A 13991-nucleotide genomic window follows, 5' to 3' on the forward strand; every position below is an offset into this window, starting at 1 on the left:
CCATATTATTACATTTACGTTATCATTTTTAGGATTTTTTTATATTATTTTTTTGTCCTTTATAATATTTAATGTGATCCAAAGGATATAAAGTATATCCCTTATTCTATACTCAAGATATTTTTATCAAGATTATTTTTTTATCTTATATCTCTATATTAATTCCTCTCTCTTTATATATGGATTTAAATATCTGTTCTTTTTAATTTTAGACTTTCCTATATTTATTGCTTCTTTAGGGCATATATTTATACAAGCCATACAGTCTGTGCATTTTCCTAACCATTTTGGTCTATTATTTTCCATCACGATATTATCTACCGGGCAAACTTTCTTGCACATATTGCAACTAATGCATTTCTCATTTACATTAAAGTTTCTATCTTTATTTCTATAAAAATCTTTCCATATCTTATATGCTAAATTTCCAATTCCAGCTTTAAAGTTAATTTCTTTAGCATCTCTTCTCTTAACTGACTCTATAAAATTCACTATCTTACTTTCATTTTCTTTTATAGTTTCCTCAGCTCTAGCTTTAGTAGGATTTCTACCTGCTCGTATATAATTAGAAATATACCTAATGGTACAATAATTACTTATTTTAACATTACTTTTTAATAATTTATTAATTTGAACAAAGCTAGTATTTGCTCCTCCTCCTCCTGAAACTCCAATTGCAAAGATATATGCATCTTTATTTATCTTTAACTTTGAGATAAATTCATTAACCACAATTGGTAGTCCTGAACAGTGGATTGGATATATAAATCCAATAATATCTTCGCAAATTTCAAGCTTGTTTTCTTTTAATGCCTTACTCATAGATACCAATTCACAATTTTTAAAACTTTCTTTTACTATTTTTGCTACATACAACGAATTACCAGTGGATGTATTATAAAATATCTTCATTTAAAATTACTCCTCTAACCCCTACTATACCTATTATTCATCAAATAAAAATATATTTATTTGATGAATAATTCCATAAAAATTTTTCTTATTTATTACTAAGATCTATAAATTCTTCTATATCCTCTTCTATAGTTTTTAAAGAATTTCTCCAGAATTCTGTATCATTTATATCTATGCCCATAACTCTTGCTACATCAGCTATTTTATTTTTTCCTGTAATTGAAAGTAATTTTTCATACTCCTTCGAAAAAGTTTTTCCTTTTTTTAAATATTCAGCATATAATCCTTTTGCAAATAATAATCCAAACGCATAAGGAAAATTATAATAATTATACTCGGCATCATAATAATGAGGTTTCCAAGTCCACATATATGGATGTAAAAAATCAGGATCTAATCCATCTCCATATGCTTCTCTTTGAGCGTCCAGCATAAGATCATTTATTTCCTCAACACTTAAAGAACTTCCTTTTCTAGCTTCGAAAAATGATTTTTCAAATAGGAATCTAGAGTATATATCAACAATAACTTGTGTGCAATCGCTAATTTCAGTTTCAAGGATTGCTAAAGCTTCATTCTTAGAAGCATCTTTTATTGCTGCCTTTTTTATTATTGTTTCACAAAATGTAGATGCGGTCTCTGCTATCGGCATTGGATAATCTGAATTTAACGTAGTCTCATTATTTAAACACTCTCCGTGAAAACCATGACCTAATTCATGGGCGAGAGTTACTACATCTCCAAAATTATCGCCATAGTTTAGGAGTATTCTACTCTCTCCATTGAAATGTAGATTCTCGCAAAAAGCTCCACCTACTTTTCCTTCCTTTGGTTTTACATCTATCCAATGATTATCAATTGCTTTCCTTGCAAAATCTCCTAAGTTGTCACTAAATGTTCTGAAGTTTTTTTCAACAAATTTAGTACCTTCTTCGTATGTAAACTTCATATCTGCTTCGCAAACAGGTGCATATAAATCATAAAATGGTAGTCCGTTTTTATGACCTAACATTTCACCTTTTCTTCTCAAGTATTTCCTAAATACCGGAAGACTTTCTTTCATAGCTAAAAACATTGCCTCTAAAGACTCTTCACTCATTCTTGAATCTATGAGTGTCTTTTCAAGTGGAGATTTATATCCCCTAAAATCACAAACTGTTAAAACTTCACCCTTTATTCCATTTAATGCCGCAGCTACACCTTCTTCTACTTTTTTATAAGATTTTATTTCTGCTTCATATGCTTTTTTTCTTACAGTTGCATCCTTATCATAGGCCATATTTAAAACCATTGTTAATGGTATATGCTTAATTTCATTATCTTCTTCAATTTCTACTAATAATGTGGAAATCAAATTATCCTTAAGTTTCGCCCAGGCATTTGAGCCTGTATTTTTCATATTAGCAATTATACTTTCTTCCTTATCGCTGAGCAAATATTGACTTTGCTCAACTATATTTTTTAACATAAATTCATGTTCCTTAAGTAGCTTAGACTTACTTATTATTTCATCCAGGCCTTCTATACTGCTAATATATCTTTCAAATTTAACTGAACTTCCAATTAAATTTGTTAATTTCTTTTCTAAAATATCTGAATACCTCAATGCATTCTTATCCTTTGTATTTACGCTTAAGCTTAGATTTATAAAAATACTAATTCTACTAGATAAGTCTGTTACTTTTGTAAATTTATTTATATAGTCCTCTAATTTTTCTACTAAGTTATCTTTATTTCTAGTAGCTTCTAATGCCCATTTATTGATTTCTTCAATAATATCTGTTAATTTATTTAAGTCTTGTTTAAATTCATCGCCATCAAATGACGGATATATTTCCTTTAGGCTCCAATTTAGTTCCATAAATATTCACTCCAAGTCTGTATTTATATTTTTTCCTAACTTTATTATATACCATTATAATATCAATTATAGGTTATAAAATATTCATTATATAATAAAAATCTAGAAGTTAACTAATAATAAATTTAGTTTACCTTCTAGATTCTTACATATATTACATGTGCTTTATATTAAAATTGTTACATGCTAAACTCTATTTTACAATTACATTTGCAATTTCCATCTGTAAATTTAATTATTGTATCCTCTCCTTGATGAATAAGTACTCCATTATCAACATTTTCTATATTAGAAAGTTTCTTGAGTACTAAAGACCATTCTCCTTCAGTACCTATAGATTCAATAATAATATTTTTTTCATTTTTGGTGACTTCCACTTCAAGAACTTTGTTGCCTTTCATGTCTACGACACTTGTAGTTGTTTTCTTATTTTCTTTCAATTCATAGGCAAAAATTGATACATTATCTCTATAATTGTAGTCCGGATTAGAATTTTCATTTCCAACAGCAATTAAACTATTTTCTTTAACCATCATAGGTACACTTAAGTAATCATGTCTTTCTCTGATCCATCTTCCACCCTTATATTTCTTTCCACTTATGAAGTTAGTCCACATTCCTTCTGGTAAATAATAATTTGCTTCTCCCTCTTCATTAAATATGGGTGCAACTAAGATAGAATCTCCAAGCATATATTGTTTATCCAAGTAATTACAAGCTGGATCATCTTGGAATTCTAACATCATAGCTCTCATAGCTGGTATACCTCTTTTTGATGCATCATTAGCTATGTTATATAAATATGGCATTATTCTACACTTAAGTTTAGTAAAAAATCTAACCACATCACAAGCTTCTTCATCATAAAGCCATGGTACTCTATACGAACTGCTTCCATGTAACCTACTATGAGAAGATAATAATCCAAAGGCAACCCATCTCTTATATACATCAGCTGTTGCAGTACTCTCAAAACCTCCTATATCGTGGCTCCAGAATCCAAAGCCCGACATGCAAAGAGATAATCCACCTCTTAAACTTTCTGCCATTGATTCATAATTCGCTTCACAGTCTCCTCCCCAATGTACTGGGAATTTTTGTCCTCCAACAGTAGCTGATCTTGCAAATACTGCTGCCTCATCGTCTCCTAAATTTTCTTTTAAAGTCTCAAATACTACCTTATTATATATTTGAGTATAATAATTGTGCATTTTATATGGATCTGATCCATCGAAATACTCAACCTCTGTTGGTATACGTTCACCAAAATCAGTCTTAAAGCAGTCTACTCCCATATCAATTAATTCTTTAAGCTTACCTGAATACCATTTGCATGCATCTGGATTTGTAAAATCTACAATTCCCATTGCAGGCTGCCATAAATCCCATTGCCACACATCACCATTAGGTTTCTTTATCAAATATCCGTGTTCCATGCCTTCATCAAATAACTTTGATTCTTGAGCAATATATGGATTTATCCAAACACATATTTTTAATCCTTTTTCCTTTAATCTTGTAAGCATTCCCTTTGGATCTGGAAATACTCTGCTATCCCATTCAAAATTACACCAATTAAAATCTTTCATCCAAAAGCAATCAAAATGAAATACTCTAAGTGGCAGATCTCTATCTGCCATGCCATCAACAAAACTATTAACCGTTTCTTCATCATAATTTGTAGTGAAAGATGTTGTTAACCATAATCCAAATGACCACGCTGGTGGAAGTGCTGGTTTACCTGTTAGTGTTGTATAATTTTCAACTACTTCTTTCATTGATTCTCCACCAATTATAAAGTAATCTAAATATTCTCCTGGAACGCTAAATTGAACTTTAGTGACTTTTTCTGAACCAACTTCAAAAGATACCCTTTCAGGATGATTTACAAATACCCCATATCCTTTATTAGTCATATAAAATGGTATGTTTTTATATGACTGCTCTGTACTTGTTCCTCCATCTTCATTCCATATATCTATGCTTTGTCCATTCTTTACTAGAGGGGTAAACCTTTCTCCAAGTCCATAAACCAATTCCCCTACTGATAATTGTAATTCTTCCTTCATGAAGACTCCTTCTTCTGGAACCTTCATAAAGACTCTTTCTTCAGTAGTATTAACATATGCTAGTCCTCTTGGCATACTAGACGTTAGCTTTTTATCCCCTCTATAAAAGCTCATTTGAAATACATCTTTATCTATTACAGCTTTAAGATCTCCTGATTTAAATATTATATTTTTTTCATTTTCTTCTATTAAACTATTAACCTTCTCATCTTTATAAATTTCAAAGTTTGGAGACTTTTTTCGTTGTCCCATAAAATGATATGCTCTAACTCTTATTACATTTTCCATTGGCGAAGAGATTTTATATGTTATAACTGGCCCCTTTAATGTATCTCCTCGTTGGTTTATCTTATTACATGGTGCATAAAGAGTTACAACATCCTCTTCTATTTTAGTACTATAAACTTCTTGAGGGCTAAATATCTGATATCCTGGCTTGTCCAGCCAGCATCCATTGCTAAATTTCATATTAATACACGCTCCTACTCTGTTTCCTAAATAAGCTTTTGTCTTTAGGAACTTTATAAATTCTATTATTTTATTTATTCTTTCTATTTAAACTATGCTAAATTATCTAACTATAACATTCCTGCTCTATTAGCCTTTTACAGACCCTGCTGAAACACCACCAACAATATATTTTTGCCCTAATATAAATATAATTAATACAGGTAACAATGTTAATATTATATCGGCACTAACTAAATTCCATGAATTTTCAAATGCTCCGAAGAAATTATAAACAGCTAATGTCATCGGCCATTTTGCAGAATTATTTAAATAGTATAAAGGCATTGTAAAGTCATTCCAAACAACCATAAAATTCAAAACAAATAAAGTTGAAATAATGGGTTTTAATAATGGAAGTATTATTTTTATAAATAATCTAATTGGTCCACATCCATCAATAACAGCTGCTTCATCAATCTCTCTAGGTATTGTTGAGATAAATCCATATGATAAAAATAAGCTAAGAGGAATGTTTATTGCTGCATAAACAAGAATAATACCTAACCTGGTATTTACAAGATTTAATGCTTGCAAAACTTTCATTAACGCAACGTTGTTAATAGGTATAGCTATACCAGAAAGGATAAAGTAATATATAAAATTATTAATACCTTTACGATTTCTTGCAATAACAAATGCCGCTGCTGCTACTACAATTACAATTATTAAAACACTACAAGTAGCATATAAAAGGCTGTTAAAAAACGATGAGACCAATTTTCCCTGTTCAATTACTGTTTTATAGTTTGCAAATACCCATTCTTTAGGCAGAGAAAGGGACATTTTATTGGATTCACCTTGAGTCTTAAAAGAATTAAGAAATAAAACTACCATTGGTATTAGTACTAATAAACTTATAAAAATTGTTACTATATTGGCTGCTACACTTCCAATTGACTTCTTTAAAGTGACCATTATGCATCTACCTCCTTATTTTCCATGGATTTAATAATGAAATATACTAATAGCAATAATCCAAAGAATAATATACTCGATAATGTAGTACCCATTGCATAATTTCCTTTAGAAAATTCCTTATACACTGCTGTGTTAATTACCCCTGTTGCATTACCTGGCCCTCCATTTGTCAATGAATAAATCATATCAAATACTCTAAATCCATATGTTACATTTAATATTGTTACATTTATAATAATTGGTTTTAATAATGGCAAGGTTATTAAACGAAACTTTTGCCAGAAACTAGCACCATCAATATTTGCCGCCTCATAATAATCAGGAGAAATAGACATCAATCCTGCAATAATTACAACCATTATGTACCCCATACCTTTCCAAGTATCTACAGACATGACAGTTGCAAAAACAATTTTTAAATCAGTCAGCCAATTCATAGCCAAGAAATCCATTCCTACAGATTTAAGAAAATTATTTACAAATCCTGTATCTGGATGTAGCATACTTTTGAAAACAAGTCCTACTACTAAATAAGACATTACTTGAGGAGAAAAGATAACCATTCTATGGAAGTTTTTTAGTTTGATAAATTTTTGTGTTAATAGTAGAGCTAAAGCTAGGCCAACTACAGTTTTCATGATTGTTGTAACTGTAGTAAATAATACCGTATTCCACAAATATGCACGGTATTCCGGTTTCCCCTTAAATACTTCAGCATAATTTTTGAATCCTATAAAATTGATCTTGTCAGTAAAATTGTTCCAATCTGTAAATGAATAAAATATACCTATAATTCCTGGTAAAAAGCAAAGTAAGAAAAATATTAATAGAGCCCCGCTTGTAAAGTACCACGGATATAATTTTTTTCTGTCCATTCAAATCCCTCCATTCTAATAAAATAAGGTTTCAAAAGGAGAAACCTTATTTTCATATAACCGTAATTATTTATCCCAATCAGGATCTTTTTGTAATTTAGCTTGTTCTGTTCTTCTATTCATAATTGTTTCTAATACTTGCTTTGGAGTTGATGAACCACTATACATAGCCTCTAAGTCTTTTCCAATATCCATCCATTGGCTGTCAATATATTTAACGCCAGCTTGCATAACCATTCCTTTTTGCAATGAATCAATGTATGCTTGGTCCTCTTTTGAATATTTTGATTTTACTTCAGGCCAGCATAATTCTGATAATCCTGGTTGTCCATCCAAACGCTTTTGTAAATTCTCAGGTCTTGCTAGGAAATCAAAGAATTTCTTTGCTTCTTCTACATGCTTTCCATTTTTATTTATAAAATATGCATTACTTGCAGGATTCACACCAATTGTTTGGTTATCTCCCCAAGGCATTGCAAATATACCTAACTTATTAACGTCAAAATCAGGGAAATCCGACTTCACTTCATTTCTCCATGCTGATTCTGCTATAAACATTGCAGCTTTTCCTTTTGCCATCGCTTCTTTTGCATTTTCTACTGAATTACTTAAGTAATTATCTCCATAAAAACCTAAATCAGCACATTCTTTTAATTCATTGATTATAGTTTGTAATTCAGGTATAGAATCTAAATCAACTTCATTTTTATTAAGCTTATTATATAAGTCTGGATGCTTTTGTTGATACATTGCTCCTGTTTCAAATAATGGAAGTACTTGATGCCATCCATTTTGAGTTCCTTCATAAATTGGAGTGACTCCTGAATCTTTTATTTTTTGACATACATTTTTGAATTCTTGATAATTAGTTGGTATTTTTAAACCTAATTTTTCAAATATCTCTTTATTGTAAACATAGAAATACATTTTTTTACCTGGGAAGGTAATACCATAAACTTTGCTATTGTATGAGATTGAAGGAAGAACATTAGGGTCCATTCTCTTTACCCATTCTTCACTTGATACGTCCAATACATATTTTTCAGGATTAACTCTTGTTACTAGATTTAAAGGATCGGCATCCGCGCAGAAAATATCTGGAGCCTCACCAGAATCCAATTTTACTTTAAGTAAATCACGCCATTGAGCATCCGGAGAAATTTGAAAATCAATTTTAATTCCTGTTTCTTTTTCAAAATCTTTTGCCAAATCCTGTACAACTCCAGATGTTGGAAGACCAGATTGATGAGATCCAAATGTTAATGTAACTGAATCTCCACTTCCCGATGCACTTTTACTTACATCTCCACTGCTGCTTCCACACCCTACAAAAGCACTCCCTATCAGTACTGTCATACAAACCGTACTGACTAATTTTAATAAACGTTTACTCATTAACTATACCCCCATTAATATAAATATTTGGTGCATATTTCTGATATGCTTTACATCGGCTACATGCTTATAATATCACTAAGTATATTAATTAGACATAGATAAAAAAGAACTCCGTTTTGCACTTTTTTGAACATTATTATATAATGTGTTTTGGAAAGGAGGATTATAATGAATTATAAATTACGTTATTCTCAAAAGACATACTTATTTTCTATTTATGGGTTACTAGTAGCCTTATTATTGCTTTTATTCTTTCTTTGTTTTTATTACTTTTATAGTGATAATATTTACAAAACAGCCAAAACCAAATCTGAAACTATCAGTGCCTCTATTCATAAATCAGTATCAACCGAATTAAATAATATGTCCACAATATCCATGAATATTGTCTACTCGAATGCTATAAAAAAGAATTTTACTAGTTTTACACATAATAACACAGATACAATAAATCTCGAACATTTTACTCAATCTAGAGAAAACGTTTTAGCTATATATGATATTATTACTGCTATAATCGGTCCCTTTCAATCAGCCAGTCAAGTTAATCTTTATACACAAAATGGAATATGTATAGGATCAGGTTTCTTTCAAGGAGTAATAAATGTAGATTTGAATACTGTACCTTGGTATAAGGATACATTAGATAAAAATGGTGAAAAAAATATTTTTCTTACTGATAAATTATCATACTCTCCTACTAAAATTGAAAATATGTCAAACCATCATTATCTTTCACTTTCACGTGTATTCTTTAATCGAAATAATGAACCAGAAGGTATTGTTGAAGTAGTACAAGATTGCAACACTGTATTCTCTCTAATTTCAGAATTAAAGCAAAAAAATCCTTCAACATCATTCTATATATATAATGAACATAATGAGTTAGTTTACCCCTATTCATCTGCCCCAGAAGATAATATAAATTATACTAATACTATACAAGAACACAATTTAAGTCCATCAGTTGGGTATTTTATTAATATAGATAGTAAGCATGATGTCCTGATGTCGTATCAAAAAGTCGATTCATATAATTGGACAATCATTGCCGTTGAACCTAAGGAAGTTGTTTTCAGATCATTGCACTCCTTTAAAGAAGGTTTTATTATTATAGCTATAATTTCAATCATTTTTACACTATTTTTATGTTTTATAATTTCAAGTAGATTAACTCAACCTTTAAGTACTTTAACTAATTCTACAAAGATGGTCACTATAGACAGAGTATTAAATGAAAATGAAACTCTATTAGTTCCAATTAATAGTAATATACTTGAAATTTCCGAGCTCTATCAATCGTTTTGTGATATGTATGAAAAATTAAGAGATTCTTCTCATGAAATTTTATTATTAAAATCAGAAGAAACTCGTGCAAAACTACAAGCGACCCAATCTCTTATTAATCCACACTTTTTATATAATAGTTTAACAAATATAAGTATCATGGCTGAAGAAGATATGAATAGCGAAATAATTAATATATGTCATGCATTGTGTGATTATTTCCGTTATATTACAACATGCGATGAAACTGCTGTTCATTTATCTTTAGAAATATCATATACGGAAAAATATATTGAATGTATGAAAATGCGATATGGAAGTGATTTTATTTATACTTCAAATATTCATGAATCAACAAAGAACATTTTAATTCCTAAACTAATAATACAACCTATAGTAGAAAATGCTTTTAAATATGGCTTTAGCTCCTCACCACCTTGGATTTTAGATATCAAATCTTCTATAACAAATGATCAAAAGTGGCTTATATATATCGAAGATAATGGTGGTTGTTTAAGTGATCAAGATAAAGAGAAATTATTATCTAATCTCTATAATTTAAACAGAACTAAAGAACTAAAATCATTAAGGATTGGCGGAATGGGACTTAAAAATGTATATCTAAGATTACAACTTTTATATGGTACTGAAGCTATATTTTCAATTGATAATTCTCAAAAAAATAGAACAATTTTTATAATCGGTGGGCCCATACATCTAAATAAGGAGGATTTTTATGAACAATACACACACCTATAAACTTATTGTTGTTGAAGATGAACATCTTATAAGACAGAATATAATAAAAAAAATTAATTCTTTATCCATTCCTTTTGAATTAGTAGGTGAAGCTAGCAATGGAGAAATTGCCATTCCTCTCATAGAACAGCAATGTCCATCTCTAGTTATTACTGATATAAGAATGCCTCAATACGATGGATTAGAATTAATTAAATATCTCTACAAAAATCATCCTCATATAAAGACTATGGTATTAAGTGGATACAATGATTTTAAATATGCTCAGACTGCATTAAAATATGGTGTAAAAGATTTTTTATTAAAACCAGTAAAAATAGAAGAACTTAGCACTGCTTTACAAAGCATTCTTGTTATGCTTGAGTCCGAAAGTAAAGAATTCTCTTCATTTTCAATTGATCACCACAGTCTAAAGCCTGAAAGCCTAAGCCAGTTACTTGAAAATTACTTGCTTAATAACTATGCCTCTGTGACATCAATAACCGAAATTTCTGAGAAATTTGGATTTACAAGTGAATATATAAGTAAGATTTTTAAGAAATATACCGGAGTAACTCCGATAAAATATATCACTAGAATTCGCATTAATGAAGCCAAACAGCTTTTAATTAATCAGCCTGACTTGGAAATAAAAAAGGTTGGTGAATTGATTGGTTATAAAGATGCCTTCTATTTTAGCAGAGTATTTAAATCTAATGTAGGTGTGTATCCTAGCGACTATAGAATAAAACATTTAAATTATAACTAATAATTCTATATTGTTCTCATAATATTGTGTTTTACACCATATTAATTACTATCATGAATTTATCACTCCAAAGAAAAATAGAAGGCAAACTCTCATATTGACTGTTTGCCTTCTGCCTCTTAAGTAACTAACCAAAAACTTTTAATCTATCAAAACTTTTTCTTAGAACTAAGCTGAATAATTATTTTCTTTATTAACTAAATGACTCCTAACTTTCAAATGCTTGAGATAAGTCATAAATTATATCATCAATATGTTCTGTTCCTATTGAAAGACGGATTGTATTTGGTTTAATTCCTGACTCTGCTAGTTCAGTTTCATTCATTTGAGAATGTGTTGTACTCGCTGGGTGAATTACTAATGATTTAACATCAGCTACATTTGCAAGTAGTGAGAATATTTGTAGTTTATCAATAAATTCCTGTGCTTCCTTTGCTCCACCTTTAATTTCGAATGTGAATATAGAACCTGCTCCCTTAGGAAAATATTTTTTATATAAAGCATTATCAGCGCTCTCTGGTAGCGATGGATGATTAACACTTTCAACCTTTGGATGATTCTTTAAAAATTCTACAACTTTTAAAGCATTCTCAACATGACGTTCAACTCTAAGTGAAAGAGTTTCTAAACCTTGTAATAATATAAATGCATTAAATGGACTTATGCATGCACCCGTATCTCTTAATAAAATAGCACGAATTCTTGTCACATATGCGGCAGCCCCAACTGCTTCTGCGAACTTAATTCCATGATAACTTGGATCTGCTTCTGATAATTGTGGGAACTTTCCTGAACCTATCCAGTCAAACTTTCCTGAGTCCACAATAACTCCACCTAGTGATGTACCATGTCCACCAATAAATTTAGTTGCCGAATGAACAACTATATCTGCCCCATGTTCAATCGGTCTAAATAAGTATGGTGTTCCAAATGTATTGTCCACTATTAGTGGTATTTTATGCTTATGTGCAATTTCTGCTAATGCTTTAACATCTAAAATATTTGAGTTCGGATTTCCAAGTGATTCAATTAAAATTGCTTTAGTATTATCTTGAATTGCATTTTCAAAATTTGATAGGTCAGATGGATCTACAAATGTTGTTGTAACACCGTTTGTAGGAAACGTATGTGCTAACAAATTATAAGATCCTCCATATATAGTTTTTTCTGCAACTATGTGATCACCAGCTTTAGTTATATTTTGCAATGCATATGTTATTGCTGCTGCTCCAGATGCTACCGCAAGAGCTGCCACTCCGCCTTCCAAAGCTGCAACACGTTTTTCAAAAACATCTTGTGTTGAATTTGTTAAACGACCATATATATTTCCAGCATCAGCTAATCCAAATCTTGCTGCTGCATGTGCAGAATTTTTAAATACATATGAAGTTGTTTGGTAAATTGGTACTGCTCTAGAATCTGTTGCTGAATCAGGTTGTTCTTGCCCTACATGAAGTTGAAGTGTTTCAAATTTTAATTTTCTTTCTTGATTACTCATAATTTGTTGCCCCCATTTTATATAATTTTTATTTTTAATATATTTACTATGATTTGTACGTTACCCTAATTTTCTAGATATTATATTTAGATTTGAATTTGATTTTTATCACGACCCTAGAGAAATATACAAATAATTAGACATTTAGATAATAAAAGAGCTACTTTCTAGATAAGAAAGTAGCAAAAAAATATGTACATTCTTATCTTTCAGATAAAATATCTGCAGGAATTAGCACCTTAAATTAAAATAGATTTTTAATTCAGGTTGCTAGGCATCATAGGGCCAGTCCCTCCGCCTTTCTTGATAAAAATTATTATATTATATTATTCTTAGTTGTTTACTATGATATAAAGTATACATTTTATTGCTATATATGTCAACAGTATTTTAAATTTTGTATGTATTTTTTATTAATTAGTTATTTTATCTAGAATTCACAGTCATATATTCTAAATAAACCCAGTCGCAATGTTTCTTTTCTACTTTACAAATATTTAATCTTGATAGATAATAATTATTATAAAAGACATGGAGGTAATAAAATGGAAAGTTTAACTTTAGAAGAAGGAATGAAAGCTCCTGATTTCACATTAGTAGGATCTGATAAAAAAGAACATAAATTAAGTGATTATTTAAATAAAAAAGTCATCTTGTACTTTTACCCTAAAGATAATACTCCTGGCTGTTCACAAGAAGCACAAGATTTTAAAAATGGTTTGGATGATTTTGAAATGAAAAATGCTGTTATTTTAGGTATAAGCAGAGATTCTCTAGCGTCTCATGATAAATTTATTGCAAAATATGAATTGCCCTTCATTCTTCTTTCAGATGAAAAAGAGGAGGTATGTAATCTCTACGGCGTATTAAAGGAAAAAAATATGTTTGGGAAGAAATCCATAGGTATTGAAAGAAGTACATTCGTAATAGATGAAAATGGGATTATATCAAAGATTTATAGGAAAGTTAAAGTTACAGGACATATAGAACAATTAAAATGTTCTATATAATAATTTAATTATTTAAAATATTGTATGATAATAAATAAAAAAAGATAGTTATTACAACTATCTTTTTTTGCTTACCTCGCAACGTCCTACTCTGCCACACAGTCTCCCATGCAGTACCATCGGCGCTATAGACCTTAACTTTC

At 30.0% G+C, this 13991-nt stretch carries 10 protein-coding genes and 1 riboswitch; of the genes, 3 read left to right on the forward strand and 7 right to left on the reverse strand.

From position 1 onward, the window contains the following. Window positions 1–153 precede the first annotated feature (153 nt). The 6 genes from L3B96_RS09540 to L3B96_RS09565 all read right to left on the reverse strand — a co-directional run bounded on the left by L3B96_RS09540 (window position 154) and on the right by L3B96_RS09565 (window position 8543). Window positions 154–912 carry an EFR1 family ferrodoxin gene (locus L3B96_RS09540; RefSeq protein WP_238860543.1) on the reverse strand — a complete coding sequence of 253 codons (759 nt, stop codon included), beginning with the start codon at window positions 910–912 and terminating at the stop codon, window positions 154–156. An 88-nt stretch (window positions 913–1000) separates the two neighbouring features. After that, window positions 1001–2776: a M3 family oligoendopeptidase gene (locus L3B96_RS09545; protein WP_238860545.1), complete on the reverse strand. Its 1776-nt coding sequence runs from the start codon at window positions 2774–2776 to the stop codon at window positions 1001–1003. A 179-nt stretch (window positions 2777–2955) separates the two neighbouring features. Continuing rightward, entirely contained in the window at window positions 2956–5313 is a 2358-nt protein-coding gene (gene yicI, locus L3B96_RS09550) for an alpha-xylosidase (protein ID WP_238860547.1), read from the reverse strand. Between the two features lie 129 nt (window positions 5314–5442). Further along, complete coding sequence (locus L3B96_RS09555; protein ID WP_065416285.1) at window positions 5443–6270, reverse strand: carbohydrate ABC transporter permease; 828 nt, start codon at window positions 6268–6270, stop codon at window positions 5443–5445. Further along, window positions 6270–7148 carry a sugar ABC transporter permease gene (locus L3B96_RS09560; protein WP_011968114.1) on the reverse strand — a complete coding sequence of 293 codons (879 nt, stop codon included), beginning with the start codon at window positions 7146–7148 and terminating at the stop codon, window positions 6270–6272. Before L3B96_RS09560 ends, L3B96_RS09555 begins: the two co-directional genes overlap by 1 nt. A gap of 66 nt (window positions 7149–7214) precedes the next feature. Beyond that, window positions 7215–8543, reverse strand: coding sequence for an ABC transporter substrate-binding protein (locus L3B96_RS09565; protein WP_238860549.1), 1329 nt, complete (start codon window positions 8541–8543; stop codon window positions 7215–7217). Window positions 8544–8714: 171 nt separating this feature from the next. Between L3B96_RS09565 and L3B96_RS09570 the strand changes: the two genes are divergently transcribed. Continuing rightward, window positions 8715–10592, forward strand: coding sequence for a sensor histidine kinase (locus L3B96_RS09570; RefSeq protein ID WP_238860551.1), 1878 nt, complete (start codon window positions 8715–8717; stop codon window positions 10590–10592). After that, the gene (locus tag L3B96_RS09575) at window positions 10570–11340 is read left to right on the forward strand and encodes a response regulator (protein WP_011968111.1); all 771 of its coding nucleotides are present in this window, start codon (window positions 10570–10572) and stop codon (window positions 11338–11340) included. Before L3B96_RS09570 ends, L3B96_RS09575 begins: the two co-directional genes overlap by 23 nt. A 208-nt stretch (window positions 11341–11548) precedes the next feature. On the opposite strand, the gene L3B96_RS09580 is transcribed toward L3B96_RS09575, so the two are convergent. Then, on the reverse strand, window positions 11549–12838 hold the full coding sequence (locus tag L3B96_RS09580; protein WP_017211732.1) for an O-acetylhomoserine aminocarboxypropyltransferase/cysteine synthase family protein: 1290 nt from the start codon (window positions 12836–12838) through the stop codon (window positions 11549–11551). Window positions 12839–13037: 199 nt separating this feature from the next. Beyond that, window positions 13038–13151, reverse strand: a riboswitch (SAM riboswitch). Between the two features lie 232 nt (window positions 13152–13383). On the opposite strand from L3B96_RS09580, the gene L3B96_RS09585 reads away from it, so the two are divergent. Then, a complete protein-coding gene (locus L3B96_RS09585; protein ID WP_238860553.1) occupies window positions 13384–13848 on the forward strand; it encodes a peroxiredoxin in 465 nt (154 codons plus the stop codon). The last annotated feature ends 143 nt before the right edge of the window (window positions 13849–13991 follow it).

Origin of the sequence: Clostridium sp. YIM B02569, assembly GCF_022320765.1 — a bacterium.
Taxonomy (GTDB): Bacteria; Bacillota; Clostridia; order Clostridiales; family Clostridiaceae; genus Clostridium; species Clostridium beijerinckii.

Bases quoted from the DNA above. Each gene is read 5' to 3' on its own strand.
- L3B96_RS09585 (WP_238860553.1), top strand. From the start codon at position 13,384: ATGGAAAGTTTAACTTTAGAAGAAGGAATGAAAGCTCCTGATTTCACA.
- L3B96_RS09580 (WP_017211732.1), bottom strand. From the start codon at position 12,838: ATGAGTAATCAAGAAAGAAAATTAAAATTTGAAACACTTCAACTTCAT.
- L3B96_RS09565 (WP_238860549.1), bottom strand. From the start codon at position 8,543: ATGAGTAAACGTTTATTAAAATTAGTCAGTACGGTTTGTATGACAGTA.
- L3B96_RS09540 (WP_238860543.1), bottom strand. From the start codon at position 912: ATGAAGATATTTTATAATACATCCACTGGTAATTCGTTGTATGTAGCA.
- L3B96_RS09575 (WP_011968111.1), top strand. From the start codon at position 10,570: ATGAACAATACACACACCTATAAACTTATTGTTGTTGAAGATGAACAT.
- L3B96_RS09560 (WP_011968114.1), bottom strand. From the start codon at position 7,148: ATGGACAGAAAAAAATTATATCCGTGGTACTTTACAAGCGGGGCTCTA.
- L3B96_RS09545 (WP_238860545.1), bottom strand. From the start codon at position 2,776: ATGGAACTAAATTGGAGCCTAAAGGAAATATATCCGTCATTTGATGGC.
- yicI (WP_238860547.1), bottom strand. From the start codon at position 5,313: ATGAAATTTAGCAATGGATGCTGGCTGGACAAGCCAGGATATCAGATA.
- L3B96_RS09555 (WP_065416285.1), bottom strand. From the start codon at position 6,270: ATGGTCACTTTAAAGAAGTCAATTGGAAGTGTAGCAGCCAATATAGTA.
- L3B96_RS09570 (WP_238860551.1), top strand. From the start codon at position 8,715: ATGAATTATAAATTACGTTATTCTCAAAAGACATACTTATTTTCTATT.